Source organism: Corynebacterium macginleyi (assembly GCF_003688935.1).
GTDB classification, from domain to species: domain Bacteria; phylum Actinomycetota; class Actinomycetes; order Mycobacteriales; family Mycobacteriaceae; genus Corynebacterium; species Corynebacterium macginleyi.
The window spans coordinates 14516-37386 of the sequence record NZ_REGE01000013.1; the positions used below are offsets into that span (position 1 = coordinate 14516).

A 22871-nucleotide genomic window follows, 5' to 3' on the forward strand; every position below is an offset into this window, starting at 1 on the left:
CTTTAGGAGTCCTTTTCCGCCTCGAGGCGGTTAATGAGGTCTTCTTGCACCTCGCGGCGCCGAATTTTACCCATCTGGTCCTTGGCTAGCTCCTCAAAGTGGTAGAAGGTGCGCGGTACCTTGTAGCGGGTTAAGCGCTCGCGGCAGTAGTCCTTAAGGCCCTCGGGATCGAGTGCGGCGCCATCAGCAAGGTCGAGGCAGGCCACAACGTCTTCAGAGCCATCGTCGCGCGGCCGGCCCACCACGGCAGCTTCGTCGATGCTGGGGTGCTCGCACAGGATTTGTTCGACTTCGCCGGGGTAGACGTTGAAACCGCCGGTGATGATGATTTCCTTGATGCGGCTGACCAGGCGGATGAAGCCGTCTTCCTCCATGATGCCCATGTCACCGGTGCGGAACCAGTCACCGTGGAAGGCGGCGTCGGTGGCTTCCGGGTTATTGAGATAGCCCTTGAAAACCTGGGGGCCGCGGGCCAGCACCTCGCCCTCGACGCCGTCCGGCTGGGTCTCATCCAGGTTATCGGGGTTGGCGATGCGCACCTCGGTATCCGGGAAGGGGATGCCCACGTAGCCCGGGCGGCGGTCAGTACTCATGGGGTTTGCCACGATGATGGGTGAGCACTCGGTAAGGCCATAGCCCTCCACGAGCAGACCGCTGGTGGCGTGTTCCCACCTAGTGACGGTCTCTGAAGGCAGGGTGGATGCGCCAGAGAAGGCCGCGCGCACGCCCTTGATGGGAACCTCTTGCTTCTCGGCGGCCTTGACTATGCGCTCGTACAGAGTAGGAACGCCCGGGACCCAGGTCGGGGTGTGCTTCTTCATTAGCTGCATAATGAGCGGGATCTGCGGCATGGGTAGGATGACCAATTCGCCGCCGATGAGCTGGGCCAAGGTGACGTTCATGGTCAGGCCATAGGCGTGAAAGAAAGGCAAAGCGGCAAGCATGCGCTCCGGTTTATCACCCAAGCCCGGAACCCAGGCCTTGCCATGGAGCAGGTTGGATACGAGGTTGCCGTGCGAGAGCATCGCCCCCTTGGGGGCACCAGTGGTACCAGAGGTGTACATCACCAGCGCGATGGTGTCCTTATCAATGTCCTCCGGTGTCTTAATATCGCTGCCGTTGCCGCCGATCGCATCGCCAATCAGCGCCTCCCACGGCACGGTATTTGGGGCGGGGGTAGAAAGCTGCTCGCGCTTGGCCTTGAGCGGGGGAAGCGGCAGGCGCAGCGCGGCGCGCTGCAGGGCGGGCATGGCGTTGATCATGTTGATGGACACGACCGTTTCCAGATTGGTGGTAGCCCGCAACTTCTCCAGAGTGGGTGCGGCTTTGTCCCAAGCGATGGCGATGCGCGCTCCGTGGTCTTGGAACAGGCCCTCCAGTTCGTGGGCGGTGTAGAGCGGGTTGTGCAGCACCACCTGGGCGCCCAACTTCAAAATGGCATAAAAGGCCGCGATGTACTGCGGGTTATTGGGGGCGACGATGGCTACTCGGTCACCGGGGCGCACGCCAAAGGCCTTCAGACCGGCTGCGGCGGCGCGCACTTGGCGGTCCAGCTCGGAATAGTTTTGGGTGCGTCCGAAGAAATACGTGGCTGACCTATCGCCATTGACCTCGAGATTATTGTCATACAAGTCCAACAGGGTGGTGTTGCCATAGTCGAGGCTATGCGGCGTCCATTCTGGGTAATACTGGAGCCATGCCTTTGATTCATAAGCGGACAATGCGTGGCCTTTCGGTAGCGTAGGTTGCTGGCAGGGGCCAGTATAGCGTCGCTAAAATGGAGCAACATGCGCATCGCCATGATTTCTATGCATACCTCCCCTATTGAGCAGCCTGGCTCCGGAGATGCCGGCGGAATGAATGTTTACGTTTTAAATGTTGCCTGCCAATTAGCCAAACTTGGCGTTGAGGTAGATGTCTTTACCCGCGCTACGCGCCCCAGCCACAAAGAAATCATGGACGTGGCCTCCAACTTGCGGGTGATTAATATTGTGGCCGGCCCCTTTGAGGGTCTAGAAAAGGAAGATCTGCCCACCCAGCTCGCAGCCTTTTCCGGCGGGATGGTGCAATTTGCCAGGCGGCAGGGCAAAAAATATGACCTCATTCACTCCCACTACTGGCTCTCCGGCCAGGTGGGGTGGCTGTTGCGCGATCTCTGGGGCATTCCCCTAGTCCACACGGCCCACACTCTGGCCGCGGTTAAAAACGCCCACCGCACCGCCGAAGACACCGTGGAATCGGAGGCGCGGCGCATCTGCGAGCAGCAATTGGTGGATAATGCTGATGTCCTCGTGGTCAATACCGATCAGGAAGCCCGCGATCTTGCCGAGCATTATGATGCCGAGCGTGACATTATCCGCGTGGTCTCGCCGGGTGCTGACGTGGGCCTTTTCACCCACGGTACCGACCGCAACACTGAGCGCTCCCGCCGCGAGCTGGGTATCCCGCTGCACACCAAGGTCGTGGCTTTTGTTGGCCGCTTGCAGAAATTCAAGGGGCCGGAGGTACTCATCCGCGCTGCCGCCGAGCTCTATCGCCGGGAACCCACCCGCGATTTTCAGGTCCTCATCTGTGGCGGGCCATCTGGGGCAAATGCCTCGCCGGAGGCTTATAGAGAACTGGCCCGGGAGTTGGGCGTTTACAAGCGCGTGCGCTTTCTCGGCCCCCGGCCTCCCGAAGAGCTGGTGGGGGTGTACCGCGCTGCGGATATTGTTGCGGTGCCCAGCTACAACGAATCCTTTGGACTGGTGGCGCTCGAGGCCCAGGCCTCGGGGACGCCGGTCGTCGCCGCAGCCGTGGGTGGGCTGCCCATCGCCGTTCTCGATGGTCAAACCGGCCTACTGGTGCCGTCCCATTCGCCGCAGGAGTGGGCAGATTCGCTGAGCGAGCTACTTGCTGATGACGCCCGGCGCATCGCCATGGGAGAGGCTGCTGTCGCGCATGCCGCTCGCTTTAGCTGGACTAATACGGCCCGGGCACTGAGGAAGATTTATGCCGACACCCAGCAGATCCCAGTGCCTGACTGCTATCAACGTCGCGCGAAGGGAGACTAGCCTCACTGACGCGCCGGTCAGTTTCGTGGCATGCTGGAGGCATGACTAACGGAAAACTGATTCTTCTTCGTCACGGCCAATCCACTTGGAATGAATCCAACCAATTTACCGGTTGGGTTGATGTTGATCTGACAGAAAAGGGTGAAGCAGAGGCCAAGCGCGGCGGCGAGCTACTCGCACAAGAAGGCATCCTGCCCAACGTGCTGTACACCTCCTTGCTGCGCCGTGCCATCCGCACCGCCAATATCGCTCTGAATGCGGCCGACCGCCACTGGATCCCGGTCATCCGCGACTGGCGCCTCAATGAGCGCCACTACGGTGCCTTGCAGGGGCTGAACAAGGCAGAAACCAAGGAAAAATACGGCGAGGACCAGTTCATGGCCTGGCGCCGTTCCTATGACACGCGCCCGCCCGAGCTTGCCGATGGCGCCGAGTACTCCCAGGCCGACGATCCCCGCTACGCGGATGTGAGCAAGGTTCCACAGACGGAGTGTCTAAAGGACGTTGTCGAGCGCTTTGTTCCCTACTTCGAGGAAGAGATCCTGCCGCGGGCCAAGAAGGGCGAGTCCGTCATGATCGCAGCGCACGGCAATTCCCTGCGTGCCTTGGTCAAACATCTCGATGGCATTTCCGATGATGACATCGCCGGGCTGAATATCCCGACCGGTATTCCGCTGGTTTATGAGATTGCGGAGGATGGCTCCGTGGTCAATGAGGGCGGCACGTACCTAGACCCAGAGGCCGCCGAGGCTGGGGCCGCTGCCGTCGCCGCGCAGGGTGGTAAGTAACCCATCGCTATATATTAAGTCCCCGGGGAGATACTTCCTGGGGGCTTTCTAATGGTTAGTCTTAAAGACGTGGAAGTAATTTTGGTCTTTCTCGCGGGCATGCTCGCCAGCGCGGTGGCGTTGCCATTAATTTCGCGGGTGCGCAAGCACATGGCCCGCCGCCAGCGTGCCAGCGATGCCCAGGCAAACCAGGTCACCACGGTGAGTCAAGGTCTACATCTTGCGGTGCAAGGCGCCCCCACGGCGCTGACGGTGCTTGATAGGAACCAGGACATCATCCTGTCCAATCCTGCGGCACACGAGATGTCCGTGGTTCACGATCGTGCGGTCAACCCGGAAATCTGGAAGACCGCAGAAAAGGTCTTCGAGGATAAGGAAACCCGGACCGTGGACCTGGCCATACCCAAACGCCGCACTGGCCACCGAGTCACGCAGGTCAAGGCCGTTGTCAAGCCGCTGACGCTAAATGATGGCCGCTTCATCATTATCTATGGCACCGATGAGAGCGAAAACGTGCGCATGGAATCCGCGCGCCGCGATTTCGTGGCCAATGTCTCCCACGAGCTGAAAAACCCGGTGGGGGGCATCGCACTGCTGTCCGAGGCCCTGCTTCAAGACCCTGCGGATCCGGAGCACGTGAAGTACTTCGCCACCAAGGTACAAAAAGAGGCCAACCGCATGGCGGACATGGTCAGTGAACTCATCTCCTTGTCCAAGCTGCAGGGCGCCGAAGCGCTGCCAGAGATGGAACCGCTCTACGTCGACGATGTCATCGACGAGGCAATGTCGCGTAACCAGCTCGCTGCGGACGCACGCTCTATTACGCTCACCCAGGGGCCCTCTGAAGGTGTGCAGGTCAAAGGTGACCGCTCCCTCTTGGTAACCGCGTTGTCCAACCTGATTTCCAATGCGATTAATTATTCTCCGGAGGAATTGCCGGTCTCTATCTCGCAGAAAGTGGTGGGAGATGATGTCGTGCTGATCCGGGTGACGGACCGCGGCATTGGCATCCCGCCGGAGCATCAAAAGCGCGTCTTCGAGCGCTTTTTCCGCGTAGACCAAGCCCGGTCGCGGCAGACGGGAGGCACTGGCCTAGGATTAGCAATTGTCAAACACGTCGTGGCCAACCACGGGGGCAATATCAAGTTGTGGTCGCGCCCGGGCACGGGCTCTACTTTTACCATCGAGTTGCCCATATACAAGGAAAAGAAGCCAGCGCACGAGGCTGACTTGCAGGATAATGAAGATAAGGAATCCGTCGATGCGGCGGCTCCCGGGCTTCAGCGTGCGGTAGCACGCGTTGCAGCACGTCGAAAGGATAAAGCACAATGACCACCATTCTCATCGTGGAAGATGAAGAGTCGCTGGCTGATCCGCTGGCATTCTTGCTCCGCAAGGAGGGATTCGACCCAATTATCGCCCTCGATGGTCCATCAGCGCTGGAGAAATTCGCCGATAATGACATCGACATCGTGCTGCTCGACCTCATGCTGCCCGGCATGTCTGGCACCGACGTGTGCAAGCAGCTGCGCGCTACCTCATCCGTTCCAGTCATTATGGTCACCGCACGCGACGCGGAAATCGATAAGGTGGTGGGGCTTGAGCTAGGCGCGGACGATTACGTCACCAAACCGTATTCCTCCCGCGAGCTCATCGCACGCATACGGGCCGTGCTGCGTCGCGGCAACGAACAGTCCTTTCACGCGGACGCAGCGGAGAGCGCAAAGGTTGAAGACGAGCAGATCCTGTGCGGCGGCCGCGTGAAGATGGATGTGGAGCGCCACATCGTCACCGTGGCGGATGAGCCGGTACCCATGCCGCTCAAAGAATTTGACCTGCTGGAATACCTCCTACGCAATGCCGGGCGCGTGCTGACCCGCGGCCAGCTTATTGATCGCATCTGGGGTGCCGATTACGTAGGCGATACCAAGACACTAGATGTGCACATTAAGCGCCTGCGCACCAAGATTGAAGAACACCCCTCCCGCCCCCAGCACCTGGTGACCGTGCGCGGGCTCGGCTATAAATTCGAGCTTTAGTGCCAGCCGGCCTTAATGCTGGCTGGGTGTTGGGTCAGTTGTACACCGTGCTCGGCGGCTTGCGCGCGGGCCTTACATTGTTGTGCCAAAATATCGTAGCTTTCGCGTCCCATGAGTGCGACGAGCTCGTCTTCGTGTGATTGCCAGATCGGCAGCGGATTAGCGTGGCAGGTGCTATCGGTAGAGCAGTACCAATCAAAGTCCTCGCCGCCATTGCCCCAGCCACGGCGGTCATATTCGCCGATGGTGGTGCGTAAAATCTCCTGCCCATCGGGGCGCTCTTCGTAGTCCTCGTAGCGCCGTAGTGGAAGCTGCCAGCACACCTCCGGCTTGACTACGGTAAGCTCCTCGTCGCTGTCGACGGCCCATTGGTGCAGTGCGCAGCCGCTGCCCGTGTCCCAGTCGGCACGATTGGCAAAAATGCAGGCTCCATCAACAATGGGCGTTTTCAGTGCGGGTTCGGGCTCGCCGTCCTCACCATCGAGCTCGTCCCATTCTAACCACGGCTCTAGTTCATCGGTATTTCCTTGCGCAAGGAACTCATCTACCCCCGCCGGGCGTAGCTGCCAGTAGCGCGCAGGCATGCGGGCGACGGCATCATAAAGCTGGTCGCGGTCTTGTTCATCGGCCATATAGGCACCGTGCACGCAGCAGCCTACATCGGGCTGGTTCTTATCTATGCCCCGGCATGCCGGCGTGCCAAATTGGCAGCTGTAGTGCGATTCCACCCACGTGAGATCGATTGAAAAGACGTGGTAAGGGTCGTTTGGGTTAGTAAATTCGAACCACTCCCGTGGAAAATCTGGGGCCTCTTCGCACCCGGCTTTAATCGATGCCGCCGCTGGCGAGCTCGCGGGAAAACCTAGGTAAACGGTGTCAGATTTAGGGCGATTCACACCTAACCACGGTAGACCTACTACGCTATTGGTGTGCGATTAGGTGTATTAGACGTTGGAAGTAATACCGTCCACCTCGTTGCGGTCGATGCCGCAATGGGGGGACGGCCTACTCCGATGAGCGATTGGAAGACCCCACTGCGTCTGGTAGAACAGCTGGATAAGAAGGGAAACATCCACGAAAAAGGCCTGAAAAAGCTCATTAGCGCCGTCGGTGAGGCAAGCGAGCTGGGTGAAAAACTCGGGTGTGCCGAATTTATTGCTTTCGCAACTTCCGCGGTTCGCTCTGCCCCTAACTCTGAAGCAGTACTCGATGAGGTGGAAAAGCAGACCGGCGTGCGCCTGCAGATACTCTCTGGTGTGGAAGAAGCGCAGCTTACCTTCCTCGCCGTCCGCCGCTGGTACGGCTGGTCCGCCGGACGCATTACTAACCTAGACATCGGCGGTGGCTCCCTGGAACTATCCACCGGTACCGATGAACACCCCGACCTGGCTTTCTCGCTCGATCTGGGCGCAGGGCGGCTTACTCACAACTGGTTCGATACCGATCCGCCGGAGAAAAAGAAGGTCAGTGCGCTGCGCGATTTTATCGATGCAGAGCTAGAGGATGCCACTACGCAGATGAAGGCGAGGGGGCCTGTCGGCCTTGCCGTGGGTACCTCGAAAACCTTCCGTACCCTGTCGCGGCTGACGGGCGCGCAACCCTCGTCTGCAGGGCCATATGTCAAACGAACATTGACCGCGCCGGGTCTCCGCCAGTTGATTTCATTCATCACGCGCATGACTGCAGCCGACAGAGCGGACCTGGAGGGTGTAAGTTCGAACCGATCGCACCAAATCGTCGCCGGCGCTTTGGTTGCTGAGGCAAGCATGCGAGCTCTGGGAATTGAAAAGCTAGAAATCTGCCCGTGGGCGCTGCGTGAAGGTGTTATTTTGCGCCGGACCGACAAGGGATTGGAATAGGAAGAGATCATGGCTGACGAAAAACAGTTGACCGTGGCCGAGCTGCTGGCTCGCAATAAGAAGGATCATACGGATGAGAGCGGGAAGACCTCCCGCCGCCGTCGGCGGAGCGTCGAGGAGGGCGGCGTATCCGTTGCCGAGCTCACCGGAAGCCTAAAGAAAGTAAAGTCCACTCCGCCTGAGGCGAAGCACACCAACGTATCCATTGACGATGGCGCACCGGTTATACGTGTACCGAAGTCTAAGGATGAGCAGGCAGCGGAGGACAAGACGCAGCGGGCGAGCGATTCCACGGCGAAGTCGGCCGGTTCCAAGGCTGCCGAGGCCAAGTCCGCCGAGGCTAAGCTCGCTGCCAGCAAGCCCGCACAGTCGGAGCCGGATGATATGGCGGGCACTGAGGCCACCGAGAAGACGTTCCAGCAGCCTTCCGCGGATGACACTGCGGTGATTCAGCGGATTGACAAGTCGCCATCCTCGAAGGGCGAGCCCAAGGACGTTCGGGACGCTGACATTGAGGGTAAGTCCGCTGCCCCTGGGCACCAGCCTGCGGCGGCTGTGCAGAAATCCGACGATACCGGCGAGCTGCCCCAGGTACAGGACGAAGAAATCACCGAAGAGAACGAGAAGCTCAACCCCATGTCCATCCTCATGATGGTGGTTGTGGGCATCGTCCTAGCGATTATCATCTTTAAGGGCTTTGAAGTGCTGTGGGATAACTTCCCGCGCATCGTCGTAGCCATCCTGGCGCTCTGCGTTACCGCAATTATGGTGGGTGTTACGCATGCGCTGCGCTCCGCTCACGATGGCTTTTCCATGTTCCTAGCAGGCATGACCGGCCTTATATTGACTTTTGGGCCACTTCTTTTGGTCATGCTTTAAAACCGGCGACTCGCTGAGAATCACCCGACTGCTTCCGCGGTGGAGGTAGCCGGGTGTCGTTATTTTTGGCATGGTGGGGGCTATGACAAAGATTGCAATCTTAGGTGGAGGACAGATTGGTGAGGCGTTGACCTCGGGGCTCGTGGAATCGGGTTTTAATGCCTCTGATATCACTGTGACCAACCGCACTGCCTCCCGCGGTGAAGAACTCAAGAGCAGGTACGGCGTTAACGTCACGACGGATAATGCCGCGGCCGTCGATGGCGCGGATTATATTTTCGCGTCTGTCAAGCCTTATGCCATCCTGGACCTGCTGAGTGAGATTAACCCTGCCAAAGATGCCGTGGTGGTTTCTATGGCCGCGGGGTTGACACTGGAGGCGCTGCAGTCCGCTGCGGGCCAGGGCGTGCCGATTGTGCGCGTTATGCCCAATACGCCGATGCTCGTGCGCCGCGGAATGTGCACCTGCGCTGCCGGCGAACACGTGACCAAGGCCCAGATGCGGAGCGTAACGGAGCTGCTTGAGGCCGTGGGTGAGGTCGCTGTCATTCCGGAGAAAAATATCGATGCCGCGACCGCTTTGGCGGGTTCCTCGCCGGCATACTTTTTTCTCGTGGCAGAGGCGCTTGTTGATGCCGGTGTGCAGCTCGGCCTTCCCCGCGATATCGCCGAAAAGCTCGCCGCCCAGGCGGCTGCGGGTGCTGGAGATATGCTGGCAAAGTCCGGTCGCTCGGCCACGCAGCTGCGTGCAGGCGTGACCTCGCCCGGCGGCACTACTGCTGCAGCCGTGCGGGAGCTAGAGGAGTCTGGGCTGCGTGGCGCCTTCTACCGCGCCGCTGAGGCATGCTCCGAGAAGGCCAAGGAGCTTGGTTAGGAGCCAACCTAACGCGGCCCCGTTCCCGGTGGTGGGGTGTAGCCCCGTGGTGGGGTGTAGTTACCCTCTGCGCGGGACCCCTGAGGTGGTTGTTACGCAGCGCTTTTCACGGTGAACTGAACAACTGCTGTGAAAAAATTTGGCACTTGGGTCGCATTAGTCACATGTTTCACGATAGGCTAGAACGAGCACGTGCGTGAAGTCCTGTGGGAGGGGAAGCCTACAGCGCGTAACGAGCTGAAGGGTTAGATAATTATGGCAAATGAAGAAAAAGGAACCTTTCTGACGATAGCGGAGGTCGCCGAAATTATGCGCGTCTCCAAGATGACTGTCTACCGTTTGGTTCATGCAGGCGAAATGCCGGCAGTGCGCGTCGGACGTTCTTTCCGCGTTCACGAGTCCGCTGTTAACGAGTACCTCGAGGCATCCGTTTACGGAGCGTAGGTTCTCGCGCCTTTAAGGCAGCGCCCACTTCTGTTGGCCATCTTGGTCAGCGGTGGTGGGCGCTGTCTCGTTCTACTGCGTGTGTAATTGCCGTGGGCTCGCCTTTTAACGCGCGCGCCATGGTGCCATTCGCTTCGTTTCCGTGTACTGCCGCTGGGGTGACTTTGGAGACGCGCTGGGGACTAGGTAAGATGAACCGCATTCGTGTCGGCACGCCGTGATGGCCCGCATATGTGCGGCCAAGGTGGCAAAGAGTGCACCTTTGCCGTTTTAGGCGCCGACAGGTTCACAGTACGTACTAAAAGAAAGTGAGGACGCCTGTTATGGGTTCTGTCATCAAGAAGCGCCGCAAGCGCATGTCCAAGAAGAAGCACCGCAAGATGCTGCGCCGCACCCGCGTGCAGCGTCGTAAGTTGGGTAAGTAAACCTAGCAGCCCAGGGTTCCTCCGCACCGCGCCTTAGCGCGGCGGCGGAGGTTTTCTGTTTTCGGATTAAGCTTGAGTTCAGAGGGGTCGTTCCTCCGCTGCACATCTCCACATACACTCGATTTTTTGAGCTGTAGAATCAATTCAACCCAATAAATGGGTCATGCGATGCTTCATGTGCTGAGCATCTGTTTCTAGGGAGGTTGCTGAGTGGGGTCATTATCTGTATTCGGTACGTATCTACTAGCCATCGTTTTGATCGGCGATGCCGTGCTTTCTGTGAAGCCGCCCAAGTTCATTAGTCGCTGCCTTAGCGGAGTCAATTTTCCGCAAGATTGGTGGTGGGCGCTTATCGGAATTAAGGCACTCGCTGCGCTTGGCTAGATCGTCGGAGCCGTTGTGAATAATCCTTCGATTTTAACCACTGTATCCGTCGGCGTACTTGCTTACTTTATTTTCGCCATTATCGCTCATATCAAGGCGAATTTCGTGGGGAAGGAGTTTTGGGTAAATTGCCTCGGGATGACAATCCTTAGTGCGGTTGTGCTCGTGTTGAACTTCGCGGCGATGGGGTAGCAATAGCCACACCGATGGGCTTGAGAAAGCAATTTGCCGTGGGCCCGTTTAGAAATGGCAGTGCTGGCTGTATTTCTATTTTCGGAAGTAGCGCCAGCCGCCATAGGAGAAGGCGGCCGTAACCAGGGCTGGCAGGCCGTAGGTGCGGATGGCACGGTGGATGGAGCGGTAATCGCGGACGATCCAGCCGCGCTCCTCTGCGATGTTGCGCAGTTTGCGGTCAGGGTTGATGGCCACGGGGGTTCCTACCATGGTGAGCATGGGGATATCGTTTGCAGAATCCGAGTAGGCGGTGCACCTGTCCAAATCGAGGCCCTCGATGGTGGCGAGGGCCGCCACGGCGTGTTTCTTACCTGGGCCGTGAAGGATATCGCCCACCAGACGGCCGGTGAATTTGCCGTCTTCTACCTCCGCGACGGTGCCCAGGGCGCCGGTAAAGCCGAAGCGGCGCGCTAATACCTGTGCGAGCTGGACTGGGGTAGCGGTGACCAGCCATACCTGTTGGCCGGCGGCCAGGTGCATTTCTGCGAGCTGCGTCGTGCCGGGGTACGCGCGGCGCGCCAGTGAGGCATCGACGATTTCCTCGCAGAGGTCAATCAGCTCGTCTACGTTGCGGCCTTTAACAAACTCCAAGGCCTGCGCGCGCCCCGCGGCAACGTCCTTGGCATTCTCCGCGCCAGAGAGACGGAATTTAAGCTGCTTCCAGGCAACTGGGAGTATCTCAGAGATGCGAATATAGCGCCGCCGGGCGAGCCCAAAGCCAAATTCCACCAAGGAGGAACCTTGCACGAGGGTATTATCAACGTCAAAAAAGGCGGCGGCGCCGGCATCGATGGGAACATCCGGGTCCTGGTCTGTGATGCGCTTGGAGCCTGCGGCATTATAAGAGCCGGAGACGGAGGCGATGCCGGAGGCGAAGTCCTCGAGCTCGAGCCCGAATTCTTCCAAGGCGGCGGTAGCGGCCGCCTCACCTGCAGCGCGCTGTTCTTCTTCGCCCAAGGGGGCCAGCGCCTGGTTTTCTAAGAAATTGCGCAGATTGCCGCGCGAGGCCGTCCAATTGGCCAAAAAGTCGCGGGGAGATTCGGGAAATCCGGGGGGAGGTGAAACGGACACGAGTGGAATAAACAGCTTTCGCAAACGCGGGGTGGATTACTATGTCCATAGTAAGCGTTGCACAGTAAGCGTTTCCACCGTCGGTGTCCTTATGAGGAGAATCCCGCCCTATGTCCCAGCATGTAGTCGAGCTCATGGTGCGCCCTACCTGCGGTTCCTGTAACCGGGTAAAAGAGCAAATTACCCCCGTTATCCAAGAGGCCGGTGCCAGGCTGGAAGTGCGCAACGTGGAAGACAACCGCGAGCTCGAGGTGGAATTTGGTGACCGCGTTCCCGTTGTAGTGATTGACGGGGAAGAATTTGCCTGCTGGGAAGTCGATAATGAAGAGCTGGCTGCCGAGCTGCGCTGACGATTCGGGTTCCGCGCCCATGCGGGGTAGTCTTTGGAACCATTGCGTTCAATCAAAAGGTTGAGGAGTGTGGGGCATGAGCGTGCTTGTTGTGGGGATGTCCCACCAATCGGCACCCGTGGCGTTGCTGGAAAAGTTGAGCATGGACGATGTGGTGCAGCATTCCGCCTGCGGGCAGTTGGTTGCCGCCGACTCCCTTACTGAGGCGATGATCATTTCCACGTGCAACCGCCTTGAGGTCTATACGGTGACCAATTCTTTCCACACCGGTGTGCAGGACGTCATTCGGGTGCTCACGAACGTCTCCCAGGTCGATGAGGAAGAGCTGCGCAATTACCTCTACGTGCGCTATGCTGACGCCGCCGCAGAGCACCTCATGTCCGTTACCTCCGGTTTGGATTCGATGGTGGTGGGCGAGCAGCAGATTATCGGCCAGGTGCGTTCTGCCTACCAGTCCGCCTCCGTGCAGGGCACAGTCGGCCCGCGCATCCACGCCTTGGCGCAGTCCGCGCTGCGGGCCGGTAAACGCGTGCACTCGGAAACGGAAATCGATAAGGCAGGCGTTTCGATGGTGACCTTCGCCTTTGACCAAGCGCTGCAGCGCCTCGATGCGGAGGATCTGCGGGGCAAGTCCGCGCTCGTTCTCGGGGCCGGGGCGATGGCGTCGCTTGCGGCCACCCATGCGGGCCGGCTGGGCATTGGCGAGCTGGTGATTGCTAACCGTACTCGCGAGCGCGCCGAGCGCCTTGCCGGTCACGCCGAGGAAGCCGGGGTGCGCACCCGCGTAGTGGATTTTCAGGATCGCGCCGTCGCGCTTGCCGATGTCGACCTTGCCATCTCCGCCACCGGGGCCGAGGGTTTTACCGTCACCGCGGCCGATATCCCGCCCGCGCACCCACTGATGCTCATTGATCTCTCCCTCCCGCGCGATATCGATGATGCAGCAACGAAAATCGATGACGTGGACCTGGTGAATATCGAGCGCCTCAGCAAATCCCTGTCAGCGGCCGGTACCGATGTTGCAGCCGGAACAAGCCCACACGAGCAGGCCCGCAGCATCGTAGACGAGGAGCTTGCCGCCTATACCTCCGAGCAGCGCGTGCGCGATGTGGCACCGGCGGTGAGCGCTCTGCACCGCCGCGCGGCAGACCTCGTGGAGTGCGAGGCTGCCCGCCTGCAGCAAAAACACCCGGAGCTAGAAGGAAAGCAGCTTGCTGATGTCCAGGGTGCTCTCAAGCGCGTCGCCGACAAACTACTGCATGAACCAACGGTGCGGGCGAAGAAGCTCGCGGCATCGGATAGCAGCTTTAGCAGAGAAAATGCCCTGCAGGAACTCTTCGGATTGCAGCTAGAAGGATCTGGCGTTGCCGTGACCGTCAATGAATTGCCCACGCTGAATGAGGAGGCGTAAATGTTCCAGATTGGTACCCGTGGCTCCAAGCTCGCCACAACCCAGGCAGGACACGTCCGCGACTGGCTTATCGATGCCGGATTTTCTTCCGAACTCCACATCGTCACTACCGCAGGCGATATCAATATGGCGCCGGTCGAGCGCATTGGCGTGGGCGTATTCACCCAAGCGCTGCGGGAGGCGCTGTACCGCGGTGAGTGCGATATCGCCGTGCACTCTTTTAAGGATCTGCCCACGGCCGCTGATGAGCGCTTTCGCCTGGTCATCCCCCAGCGTCAAGACAGCCGCGAGGCGCTGGTCGCCCGCGATGGGTTGTCGCTGATGCAGCTGCCAGAAGGCGCGCGGGTAGGGACCTCGGCGCCGCGCCGCATCTCCCAGCTGGCCGCTTTGCGTCCGGACTTGGAGATTCGTCCGTTGCGCGGCAATATCGATACCCGCATGTCGAAGGTAACTGATGGTGAACTCGATGCTGTGGTGCTGGCTTATGCTGGCCTGCTGCGCGGCGGCTATGAGGGCCGAGTCAGTGATATCTTCGATCCGGAATTATTCATGCCCGCCCCAGCCCAGGGTGCGCTGGCCATCGAGGCCGTCGCCGGCACCGAGGCGGCCGCGGCACTAGACGCGCTTGTTGATGAACGCGCTACCGCCGCCGCACTCGCCGAGCGTGCGGTCCTCGCCCGGCTCGAGGCCGGCTGCACTGCCCCCGTGGCCGCTACTTCTCGCTGGAACGGCGATCAACTGACGGTGCGTGGCGGCGTCTTTGCGCTCGATGGTTCCCGCCAATTGACCGCCACGGCCGCAGGCACCGCCGTCGGTACCGCCGTTGTTACCGCGGAGGAAGCGATGGAGTTGGGTGCACAGGTCTCTGACGAGCTTTTCGCCCAAGGCGCGGCCGATTTATTAGGCCAGTAATTTCTACTTTAAGCGCTAATAACTTATGGTGTAGATACCATAGATCATTTTTTGCAATGATAACCGGCCCCCTTTAAGGGCATCCCAGGACGTCGCGCCTGGGATTTCGGCCGTCATGACCTTGATACCCACCGACGGCGCGGGGAGAAACACTGCAGGCGATCATGTCCGTGTGCGGTGCCGCGGGCCCAGATCTAGAAAAGAACTTTATGAGCAATGCTGTGTCAGACACCCAGTTGGGCAAGATCGTTTTCGTGGGCGCAGGTCCAGGAAACCCAGACCTGCTGACCGTTCGCGCCCGCGAAGTTCTGGCCAATAACGCTATCGCTGTGGCTGACCCACAGGTTATGCAAGGCGTGCGCGATGCCATCGCCACCGCGCTGCCCGTCCCGCACGAGCTACTGGATGCTGCAGAAGAGGAATACGCGCAAATGTGCGCCGATGCCAAGGCAAAAGGCGCGCGCCGCAGGCCGCCCCGCCCGCCGACACCGACCGCGGCGGTGGTCTATGCACCGGGGGAGGACATCGTAGGCCAGTTGCGCGAGTGCCTCGTTGAGGCCGATGGCGAAGACGTCATCCGCCTCGTGACCGGCAATCCACTCAACCGCGAAACCACTAAGGCCGAGATCAACGCCGTGGCCTCTGCGGGCCTAGAATTCCAGGTAGTGCCGGGGATGTCTCTGCCCTCGACCGTGCCTTCTTTCGCCGGGCTGGCGCTGGGGTCAACGTACACGGAAGCCGATGTCACCGACGGTGCCGAATGGGACGCGCTCGCTAACGCCACCCAGCCTATCGTATTGCAGGCCACCAAGGATGACCTCGCGGATATTTCCGCCGAGCTACAGCAGCGCGGTATGCCAGCAGAAACCGAGGCGTTTGTGACCGCCCATGGCACCACGCGTCTGCAGCGCACCTATGAGACGACGCTCGGGACCATTGCCAAGCTGGATGCGGATTTATCCGGTCCGCTGGTGGTCACGCTGGGCCGCAACATCGATGACCGTACCAAGTACTCATGGTGGGAAAATCGCCCGCTCTATGGTTGGCGCGTGCTAGTTCCGCGCACCAAGGAACAAGCAGGAGCGATGTCTGCCCGCCTGGCCGGCTACGGCGCCATCCCACAGAACGTGCCAACTATTTCTATCGAGCCGCCGCGCAACCCGGCGCAGATGGACCGCGCCGTCAAGGGCATCGTCGAGGGCCGCTACAAGTGGATCGTCTTTACTTCCGTCAACGCCGTTACCGCCGTGTGGGATAAGATTTCCCAGCTCGGCCTGGACGCGCGCGATTTCGCCGGCGTGCATCTTGCTGCGGTGGGCACCAAGACCGCCAATGCTATCCGCGCCAAGGGCATGGTGCCGGAGCTTTTGCCACACAAGAAGAAGCAAAACGCCGAGGGCCTGCTCGAGGTTTTTCCTAATTATGTCGAAGACATCGACGCGGTCAGCCGCGTGCTCCTCCCGCGCACAGATATCGCCGCCGACACACTAGTTGACGGTCTCCAGGCCCTCCAGTGGGAAGTCGATGACGTCGTGGCCTACCGCACCGTACGTGCCGCCCCGCCCTCGGCCGAAATACGCGACATGATTAAGACCGGCGGCTTCGACGCCGCGGCCTTCACCTCCGGTTCCACCGTGCGCAACCTGGTAGGTATTGCGGGTAAGCCGCACCAGCGGACGATCATTGCGTGCATTGGGCCATCGGCAAGCGCAGCTGCCAAAGAGCTCGGCTTGCGCGTCGATGTCGTGCCTGAGGTTGCGGATGTGCCCGCGCTTGTCGATGCCCTCGCCGACCACGTTGCCGCCCTCCGTGCCGCCGGTAACCTGCCCGCGCCCCGCAAGAAGCGCCGCGCGCGCAAGAAGACTACTAAGGTCGAGAAGGCGTAAGTTTTTAGTCTTGCTCTAAGGAGTACCCAATGAGCTCTTTCCCTGCCCGTCGCCCCCGCCGTCTGCGCGTCACGCCGCTGATGCGCAACCTTGTGGCCGAAACCACGCTGCGCCCCTCGGATTTGATCCTGCCGATGTTTATCGCAGACGGTCTCGTTGAGCCGAACGAGATTTCTTCAATGCCCGGTGTTTATCAGCACACCTTTGACTCGCTGCGCCGCGCGACGGAAGAGGCCCTCGAAGCCGGGGTTACCTGTGTCGACCTTTTCGGCGTTCCGCTGGAAAAGGATAAGGATGCCACCGGTTCCGCGGCCTGGAATCCAGACGGTATTTTAAACCGTGGCATCGCCGCCCTGCGCGAAGAATTCGGTGATGATCTCATCATCATGGCCGATACCTGCCTCGATGAATTCACCTCGCATGGACACTGCGGCGTCCTTGATTCCCAGGGCCGTGTGCTTAACGATGAATCCATCCAGCTCTATCAAAAAATGGCCCGCTCCCAGGCAGAAGCCGGCGCGCAGATCGTTTCGCCGTCCGGCATGATGGATGGCCAGGTTGCCGCCATCCGCGCAGAACTCGATAAAGCTGGGCGTAATGATGTATCCATCATGGCTTACTCCGCGAAGTACGCCTCCGCCTTTTTCGGTCCCTTCCGCGAGGCCGTCGGTTCTTCCCTAGAGGGTGACCGCCGCGCTTACCAGCAGGATCCGCGCAACTTCCGGGAGTCTCTGCTGGAGGCCGAGCTTGATATCGAGGAAGGTGCCGACTTCGTCATGGTGAAGCCTGGCTTGCCATATTTGGATGTCCTGTCCGCAATCGCCGAGACTTCTTCGGTGCCCGTCGCGGTCTACCAGGTCTCTGGCGAGTACGCGATGATCAAGGCCGGCGACGCCCACGGCTGGGTCGATGGTGAGGCGATAATGCTCGAATCGCTCACCGCCCTCAAGCGCGCCGGCGCCGACCAGATCCTGACGTATTTCGCTACCGAAGCCGCACGCCTGCTCAAATAAAGGATTCTTGTGACACAGCCTTCTTCTCTTCCGTCGCCGCGACCCGGGTCGCCGCAGCCTGCTTCGCCGCAGTCTGCTTCGCCGCAGCCCGGCGAACCGCGTGGCAAGAACTCGCAGGCCGGCTCCAAGCGCCCCGATACCGTGATCTACATGCTGTGGCTCTGGCTTGGCGTCGTCGCCGGCGAGACCGTCCACCAGATCCTCAACGTGGTGCTGACTCTCCTCAACCACGATGTGCTCATGGCGCAGGCCAAGCAGATGATCGAAAGTGCCTCGGGTGGCGGAGACGGCGAAGAAGTTTCGGACTCCTTTATTGAAATGGTCGCCTATGGGTCTGTGGTGCTGTCGGCTGCCTTTGCTATCGGCGTGCTGGTCCTGCTGCTCTTTTTGCTGAAATCGCTGGCGGGGCCATCAAAACGCGCAGGCACCTCACGGCGTATCTGGTTCGCCTTTTCCATTTACTTTGGTTTCCGCATCCTACTGACCTTCATGGTTACCCCCGCCGGCGCCGATGTTCCCGACTGGCTCTTTGTTGCCGACGGCATGGTGCAAATCGTCGTCGGCGTCGCCGCCGTATTGGGGCTTATCTTCTCCGTAAAGCCCGATACCCTCGACTACACCGGCGAGCTTGAGCAAATGCGCGAGTTGGAAAAAGAACTCGAACAGGCGCGCCGGGATAAAAAGCGCGAGAAGCGCGAAAAGCAGGAAGCCAAAGAGAGGGACATCAAGCAAAAGGGCCGCAAGGATACGAACAGTCGAAATCAGCGCCCGCGGGTGGACAGCGTCCACAACGAGGGCGACGATGATGCTGATCACAAGGACAACCGATGAACAGCATGTTTCCCGGCCACGGCCGACGCGATGGCGGTCACGACGCAGGCGGCGGTGCTGCGGATAAAAATTATCGCCCTGGTCCCCGCGACTACAACCGCCCTGTACATAACATCACCCAGGACCAAGACTTATCTACCTGGCCGCACCCACTCCGGTGGGCATATTGGGTGCTCGTCGTCGCTGCCGTCATCATGCTGGTCAGCGGCATGGTCGGCATCTTCGGTGGAGGTGGCGTACAGGTAGAGCCTTCGGATTCGCGCATCGCCGAATATGTGCGGTCGAACCGCCTATTTGTCTCGGCATTCAATATCATCGGCGCGATAATACTGGCGCTCTTTTCCGCTCAACTTGCCACTGGATCGAAGTGGGCGCGCCGCATTATTTCCGTTGTCATCGCAATTACCCTCTTTTTCAATATTGCGGCCCTGGCGCTTGGCATTGGCGGGCTCGGCCTTCTGTTCATCGCTGTGACGCTGCTTATTGCGGTAGTACTACTCTTTCGGCCCCAGTCCAACCGGTTCATTGCCCACCGCAGCCTGCACGGGCGCAACTGACGGGGCGAGGAACGCACGACCAACGGCGCGGCAAATTAGCCCCCGCTCCAACTTGTGATTCATAATGAGGGGTATGTCTCGACTTAACCGCGCCCCTATTATTGACGCCGCGCTCGGCCGCACCCCCTCCCGCCCGCCGGTGTGGTTGATGCGTCAAGCTGGCCGATCTCTGCCAGAGTACCGTGCCGCCCGTGAGGGCATAAGCATGCTGGATTCCTGCTTCATGCCGGAACTCCTAGCAGAAATCACCCTGCAGCCGGTGCGTCGTCATGACGTGGACGCGGCCATCCTCTTTTCCGATATCGTGGTCCCACTCAAGGCCGCCGGCGTCAAGGTCGATATCGTGCCTGGACGCGGGCCAGTGATGGAGAAAGCGGTGAGGGACAAGGGGGACATTAGCAAGCTGCCTATTCTTGACGCCGATGTGCCCGAAGTCGCCCAAGGCATCGCTGGAATCCTCGACGAGCTTACTGAGACCCAAGCGCTCATCGGTTTTGTTGGCGCGCCATTTACCCTGGCCAGTTATCTGATTGAGGGCGGGCCGTCCAAGAACCACGAGCGCACCAAGGCGCTCATGCACGCTGAGCCCGAGACGTGGCATATGCTTATGCGACGGCTGGTGCCTACCCTTGTCAATTTCCTGCGAGTGCAGGTCGATGCTGGCATTGACGCGATGCAGCTTTTCGATTCCTGGGCCGGCTACCTCAACGAGCGTGACTACCGCGAGTTCGTGCTGCCATATTCGCAGGAAATCCTGGCCAGCGTCGATATTCCCCGGATCCACTTCGGCGTGGGCACCAGCGAGTTGCTGCCGGCGATGTCCGAAGCCGGCTCGGAGGTCATGGGCGTGGATTACCGTGTGACTATGGACGCTGCCGCGCGACGCGTGAGCTCCCGCGTCTTGCAGGGCAACCTCGATCCGGCGCTGCTTTTCGCCGGCGATGATGCCGTGCGCCAGGCCGTATGTACCATTCGTGACGAGGTGGAACGCGCCCGGCAGCGCGGCGATATTGATTCCCATATCTGGAATTTAGGACACGGGGTGCTGCCCACTACCGACCCGGAGGCTATTACCCGCGCCGTATCCATCATTCACGAGGAGGGCTAAATGCGTATTGCCATCATTGGTGCCGGCCTCGCCGGCCTTACCGCTGCTTATGAACTGCGCCTACACGACGTCGAGGTTTTCGAGGCCGCCGGGCGCATTGGCGGAAAGCTGTATTCCGTGCCGTTTAATGACGGCCCTACCGACATGGGTGCCGAGGCTTTCCTCGCCCGGCGGCGCGATGCCGTGGATTTCTTCCATACCCTCGGCTTAGCCGGCAGTTTGGTTGATCCGTCAGGGTTGCGCTCGTTGGTGTACAGCGGGGAGCTCAAAGCGCTGCCGCAGGGCGGGGTGATGGGCATTCCGTCTCATTCTGCGCCAGTTGCGCACTTGGTTTCGCAGGACACGGCGCGGCGTATCGACAACGAGCAGCCCTTTGAGTGGACCGTAGGCGGTGATGTCTCGGTCGGTGAGTTGGTGCGTCGACAATACGGCGGCGACCTGGTAGACCGCGTGGTTTCTGCGCTGCTGGGTGGGGTGTACTCGTGCACAGCCGATGATCTAGGCCTGCGCGCCACCATCCCCATGCTGGCCGATGCCCTCGATGCCCTTGCTACCTCCGGCCCCGTCACCCTCTCTGCGGCCGTGCGCTCTCTTGAGGAAAACCGTGGGGATAACCCCAACGCTGGTGGACCCGTATTCCAGACCTTCTCCGGCGGTTACGCTGAGCTCTACGAGACCCTGGCCGAAAAATCCCACGCCAAGATTTTCGTTGATACGTTCATTTCTGAGATCGTGCGCGAAGGCGACAAGTTCCGCCTAGCCGGCGCGCCGGGCGATTCTGCGCTCTTCGACCGCGTGCTGGTAGCTACTCCGGCGCCCACAGCCGCGCGCCTGCTGTCCAAAGTGACAGCGGAGGCGGCGACGCGGTTGAAGGGGGTGAAGCTGGCGGCATCGGCAGTTGTGGGCCTTAAATTCGAGTCCGACATCGATCCCTCCGGTACCGCGCTCCCCCAAAACTCCGGTATCCTCGTCGCCACTGACCAAGATGATGTACACGCAAAAGCATTCACGCTGTCATCGCGCAAGTGGCCGCACCTTGCGCAGCGCGGCGGGGCATTGGTGCGCGCTTCGTTCGGCCGATTTGGCGATGACGCCATCGTCAGCGCTGCAGAAGACACCCTCGTGGACTACGCCCTCGATGAACTGCAGCACCTGACTGGCTTCGATGGCCGCGCTACTGGCGTTACCGAAATTTTTACTCAGCGTTGGTTCGGCGGCTTGCCGCGCTTTGATGCCACCCATCTCGAAACCGTGGCAGCAGTGCGTGATGCTTTGTCCCAATCCCCAGGTGTCGACGTAACGGGTGCCTGGGCCGGCGGCGTGGGTGTCCCCGCGGTCATTGCGGATGCGCGAGCTGCCGCCGCTCGTATCGCTAGCAGCTAGCCGACGCAGCTAAGCCGCGCAGCTAGGTCACACTGCTGGCAACCGCAGCTAGGTCACACTGCTGGCAACCGCTGCTAGGCACAGCGCGTAGCACCGGTTCCCACTGGCACTGCCGGAAGTTAGTATCGCCTGCAATTGATGCCGCTGGTGCTTAAGCATCATCAGTAGTTGCGCGCGGCTCAATTGTGGCGTGGGCCGAATATGAAGCAGGGCGGTTTTGGGCATGCTTAAACAGGCAGCAGGGCGACTGCTGCCTGAACAGGCTCACGCGGGCTATACCGTGCAGGTGTGCTGACCTTAGGTGCTGCCGCTAGGGTCGGGCACGGCATCAGCCCAGGGTGGTTGCCACACCACCTTTCCGCGTCTGCGGGTGAGGCGACCGCGGCGCGGCGGCGCATTCGGGTCATCGTCGTTGACTCCGTTGTGGTACGGGCAGCAGGCCGCGAGGTTGGCCATATTGGTATCGCCACCGTGCCGCCAGGCTTCCAGGTGGTGGATTTGACACTTATCCGCGGGATAGTTGCACCGCGGCCACGGGCAGATGGGATTTTCGGCGGCGGCCATGAGCCGCTGTTTTTCGTTAGCCATGCGCTCGGTGCGGTAGAGATTCACCGCGCCTTCGAAGGGATGCACGAGGGTGATAAGGCCGCGCTCTGCAAGCGTGCGCGACACCAGTTCGGCGCCGGTAAGCCGCGCCCCATTGGTTAGTTGAATGGTGATTTCTTCGCCGTCGCCGTCGATGATGCGATCGAGCTCGTCGAGGGTGATGATTGCATTGGTCGTCACCGTGGGGCGCGGAGCGACGGAGCCGGAGAAAAGCCCTGCGACGGAATCTAAGGGAGCATCCTCGTCCAGGTTGGACTCCAAATCCGCGATGAGCGCTGAGGGTCCAGTAATCGCGAGCGTCCACGGTGCGTCCTTGCGGCGGTGGATACGCACGCCGGGGCGGGGCGGGGCGGGGTGGGCGGATTAATTTCGCGTAATTTCTTACGTGCGAGCTTTTCCATCTCATCGGTATCCGCAGCGGTGCGGCATAGCTCTACCCGCAGCTGCCACTCCTGGCGCTTAGTTTTGGCGCGCGTGGCATAGCGTTCGATGACCTCGAGTGTCGGCAGCGCGTGGGCGCGTTCGCGGGCAGCGGCTACGGCGCGGCGTTGTTGCCGGGAAAAGGAGGTGGGGGAGAAGAAGGCATCGGCAAGCGTGAGTAGCGTACGCGCCGTCCGATTTGGCGCACCGGCCGCGCGCAGCTCGCGGGCGGACATGCCTATGCACCCGGCGACTATGTCTATGCCGGGCGCCAGAGCCGCGAGGTATGCCTGAAGTGCTGTCACACCAAGCAGCTTAGGGCGATAGCGCAACTAAAATGCGGC

Annotated in this window: 21 protein-coding genes and 2 pseudogenes; 19 read left to right on the forward strand and 4 right to left on the reverse strand. The window is 60.3% G+C overall.

All coding sequences use genetic code 11. The features are described from left to right. Positions 1–2: 2 nt before the first annotated feature. Complete coding sequence (locus tag D9V82_RS08835) at positions 3–1721, reverse strand: long-chain-fatty-acid--CoA ligase (RefSeq protein WP_121912035.1); 1719 nt, start codon at positions 1719–1721, stop codon at positions 3–5. A 66-nt stretch (positions 1722–1787) separates the two neighbouring features. Between D9V82_RS08835 and mshA the strand changes: the two genes are divergently transcribed. The 4 genes from mshA to D9V82_RS08855 are packed head-to-tail and all read left to right on the forward strand — an operon-like array spanning position 1788 to position 5880. Continuing rightward, positions 1788–3053 (forward strand): D-inositol-3-phosphate glycosyltransferase, encoded by a 1266-nt coding sequence (gene mshA, locus D9V82_RS08840; protein ID WP_121912036.1) that lies wholly within the window; start codon positions 1788–1790, stop codon positions 3051–3053. 41 nt (positions 3054–3094) lie between these two features. Further along, entirely contained in the window at positions 3095–3841 is a 747-nt protein-coding gene (locus tag D9V82_RS08845) for a phosphoglyceromutase (RefSeq protein ID WP_121912037.1), read from the forward strand. A 51-nt stretch (positions 3842–3892) separates the two neighbouring features. Next, positions 3893–5173, forward strand: coding sequence for a sensor histidine kinase (locus D9V82_RS08850; RefSeq protein ID WP_121912038.1), 1281 nt, complete (start codon positions 3893–3895; stop codon positions 5171–5173). Beyond that, positions 5170–5880: a response regulator transcription factor gene (locus D9V82_RS08855; protein ID WP_121912039.1), complete on the forward strand. Its 711-nt coding sequence runs from the start codon at positions 5170–5172 to the stop codon at positions 5878–5880. The genes D9V82_RS08850 and D9V82_RS08855 overlap by 4 nt, the downstream gene beginning before the upstream one ends. On the opposite strand, the gene D9V82_RS08860 is transcribed toward D9V82_RS08855, so the two are convergent. After that, the gene (locus tag D9V82_RS08860; protein WP_121912040.1) at positions 5877–6776 is read right to left on the reverse strand and encodes a DUF3109 family protein; all 900 of its coding nucleotides are present in this window, start codon (positions 6774–6776) and stop codon (positions 5877–5879) included. The two genes, D9V82_RS08855 and D9V82_RS08860, sit on opposite strands and share 4 nt — an antisense overlap. A gap of 33 nt (positions 6777–6809) precedes the next feature. Between D9V82_RS08860 and D9V82_RS08865 the strand changes: the two genes are divergently transcribed. From D9V82_RS08865 to D9V82_RS12690, 6 genes and pseudogenes are all read left to right on the forward strand, one after another. Further along, positions 6810–7739 (forward strand): Ppx/GppA family phosphatase, encoded by a 930-nt coding sequence (locus D9V82_RS08865; RefSeq protein WP_200437265.1) that lies wholly within the window; start codon positions 6810–6812, stop codon positions 7737–7739. 9 nt (positions 7740–7748) lie between these two features. After that, entirely contained in the window at positions 7749–8618 is an 870-nt protein-coding gene (locus D9V82_RS08870) for a tripartite tricarboxylate transporter TctB family protein (RefSeq protein WP_121912042.1), read from the forward strand. Positions 8619–8700: 82 nt separating this feature from the next. Further along, complete coding sequence (gene proC, locus D9V82_RS08875) at positions 8701–9492, forward strand: pyrroline-5-carboxylate reductase (protein ID WP_234456615.1); 792 nt, start codon at positions 8701–8703, stop codon at positions 9490–9492. Between the two features lie 255 nt (positions 9493–9747). Then, positions 9748–9936 carry a helix-turn-helix domain-containing protein gene (locus D9V82_RS08880; RefSeq protein ID WP_005276651.1) on the forward strand — a complete coding sequence of 63 codons (189 nt, stop codon included), beginning with the start codon at positions 9748–9750 and terminating at the stop codon, positions 9934–9936. A gap of 323 nt (positions 9937–10259) precedes the next feature. Then, positions 10260–10361: a 30S ribosomal protein bS22 gene (locus D9V82_RS08885; protein ID WP_003855542.1), complete on the forward strand. Its 102-nt coding sequence runs from the start codon at positions 10260–10262 to the stop codon at positions 10359–10361. A gap of 210 nt (positions 10362–10571) precedes the next feature. Next, positions 10572–10937: pseudogene (locus D9V82_RS12690) on the forward strand (DoxX family protein). 75 nt (positions 10938–11012) lie between these two features. On the opposite strand, the gene D9V82_RS08895 reads toward D9V82_RS12690, so the two are convergent. Then, positions 11013–12050 (reverse strand): HAD family hydrolase, encoded by a 1038-nt coding sequence (locus tag D9V82_RS08895; protein ID WP_204084069.1) that lies wholly within the window; start codon positions 12048–12050, stop codon positions 11013–11015. Positions 12051–12160: 110 nt separating this feature from the next. Between D9V82_RS08895 and D9V82_RS08900 the strand changes: the two genes are divergently transcribed. The 9 genes from D9V82_RS08900 to D9V82_RS08940 all read left to right on the forward strand — a co-directional run bounded on the left by D9V82_RS08900 (position 12161) and on the right by D9V82_RS08940 (position 21501). Continuing rightward, on the forward strand, positions 12161–12400 hold the full coding sequence (locus D9V82_RS08900) for a glutaredoxin family protein (protein WP_121912044.1): 240 nt from the start codon (positions 12161–12163) through the stop codon (positions 12398–12400). A gap of 76 nt (positions 12401–12476) precedes the next feature. Then, entirely contained in the window at positions 12477–13811 is a 1335-nt protein-coding gene (locus tag D9V82_RS08905; protein WP_121912045.1) for a glutamyl-tRNA reductase, read from the forward strand. Continuing rightward, the gene (hemC, locus tag D9V82_RS08910) at positions 13812–14723 is read left to right on the forward strand and encodes a hydroxymethylbilane synthase (protein ID WP_121912046.1); all 912 of its coding nucleotides are present in this window, start codon (positions 13812–13814) and stop codon (positions 14721–14723) included. Between the two features lie 164 nt (positions 14724–14887). Continuing rightward, positions 14888–16609 (forward strand): bifunctional uroporphyrinogen-III C-methyltransferase/uroporphyrinogen-III synthase, encoded by a 1722-nt coding sequence (locus D9V82_RS08915; RefSeq protein ID WP_121912047.1) that lies wholly within the window; start codon positions 14888–14890, stop codon positions 16607–16609. A 29-nt stretch (positions 16610–16638) separates the two neighbouring features. After that, a complete protein-coding gene (hemB, locus tag D9V82_RS08920; protein ID WP_121912048.1) occupies positions 16639–17622 on the forward strand; it encodes a porphobilinogen synthase in 984 nt (327 codons plus the stop codon). A 9-nt stretch (positions 17623–17631) separates the two neighbouring features. Next, positions 17632–18453, forward strand: a complete 822-nt coding sequence (locus D9V82_RS08925; protein WP_239088623.1) for a CGR1 family protein — start codon at positions 17632–17634, stop codon at positions 18451–18453. Then, positions 18450–19010, forward strand: a complete 561-nt coding sequence (locus D9V82_RS08930) for a tellurium resistance protein TerC (RefSeq protein WP_121912049.1) — start codon at positions 18450–18452, stop codon at positions 19008–19010. Before D9V82_RS08925 ends, D9V82_RS08930 begins: the two co-directional genes overlap by 4 nt. Positions 19011–19083: 73 nt before the next feature. Beyond that, positions 19084–20118 carry a uroporphyrinogen decarboxylase gene (gene hemE / locus D9V82_RS08935; protein WP_121912050.1) on the forward strand — a complete coding sequence of 345 codons (1035 nt, stop codon included), beginning with the start codon at positions 19084–19086 and terminating at the stop codon, positions 20116–20118. Continuing rightward, complete coding sequence (locus D9V82_RS08940; protein ID WP_121912051.1) at positions 20119–21501, forward strand: protoporphyrinogen oxidase; 1383 nt, start codon at positions 20119–20121, stop codon at positions 21499–21501. 297 nt (positions 21502–21798) lie between these two features. Here D9V82_RS08940 and D9V82_RS08945 read toward each other — a convergent pair. Beyond that, positions 21799–22832, reverse strand: a pseudogene (locus tag D9V82_RS08945) (HNH endonuclease signature motif containing protein). Positions 22833–22871: the final 39 nt, after the last annotated feature.

Excerpts from the sequence above, each read along its gene's own strand:
- D9V82_RS08940 (WP_121912051.1), top strand. The coding sequence starts at position 20,119 with ATGCGTATTGCCATCATTGGTGCCGGCCTCGCCGGCCTTACCGCTGCT.
- proC (WP_234456615.1), top strand. The coding sequence starts at position 8,701 with ATGACAAAGATTGCAATCTTAGGTGGAGGACAGATTGGTGAGGCGTTG.
- D9V82_RS08905 (WP_121912045.1), top strand. The coding sequence starts at position 12,477 with ATGAGCGTGCTTGTTGTGGGGATGTCCCACCAATCGGCACCCGTGGCG.
- mshA (WP_121912036.1), top strand. The coding sequence starts at position 1,788 with ATGCGCATCGCCATGATTTCTATGCATACCTCCCCTATTGAGCAGCCT.
- hemB (WP_121912048.1), top strand. The coding sequence starts at position 16,639 with ATGAGCTCTTTCCCTGCCCGTCGCCCCCGCCGTCTGCGCGTCACGCCG.
- D9V82_RS08880 (WP_005276651.1), top strand. The coding sequence starts at position 9,748 with ATGGCAAATGAAGAAAAAGGAACCTTTCTGACGATAGCGGAGGTCGCC.
- hemC (WP_121912046.1), top strand. The coding sequence starts at position 13,812 with ATGTTCCAGATTGGTACCCGTGGCTCCAAGCTCGCCACAACCCAGGCA.
- D9V82_RS08930 (WP_121912049.1), top strand. The coding sequence starts at position 18,450 with ATGAACAGCATGTTTCCCGGCCACGGCCGACGCGATGGCGGTCACGAC.
- D9V82_RS08850 (WP_121912038.1), top strand. The coding sequence starts at position 3,893 with ATGGTTAGTCTTAAAGACGTGGAAGTAATTTTGGTCTTTCTCGCGGGC.
- D9V82_RS08885 (WP_003855542.1), top strand. The coding sequence starts at position 10,260 with ATGGGTTCTGTCATCAAGAAGCGCCGCAAGCGCATGTCCAAGAAGAAG.
- D9V82_RS08855 (WP_121912039.1), top strand. The coding sequence starts at position 5,170 with ATGACCACCATTCTCATCGTGGAAGATGAAGAGTCGCTGGCTGATCCG.
- D9V82_RS08900 (WP_121912044.1), top strand. The coding sequence starts at position 12,161 with ATGTCCCAGCATGTAGTCGAGCTCATGGTGCGCCCTACCTGCGGTTCC.
- D9V82_RS08915 (WP_121912047.1), top strand. The coding sequence starts at position 14,888 with ATGTCCGTGTGCGGTGCCGCGGGCCCAGATCTAGAAAAGAACTTTATG.
- hemE (WP_121912050.1), top strand. The coding sequence starts at position 19,084 with ATGTCTCGACTTAACCGCGCCCCTATTATTGACGCCGCGCTCGGCCGC.
- D9V82_RS08870 (WP_121912042.1), top strand. The coding sequence starts at position 7,749 with ATGGCTGACGAAAAACAGTTGACCGTGGCCGAGCTGCTGGCTCGCAAT.
- D9V82_RS08845 (WP_121912037.1), top strand. The coding sequence starts at position 3,095 with ATGACTAACGGAAAACTGATTCTTCTTCGTCACGGCCAATCCACTTGG.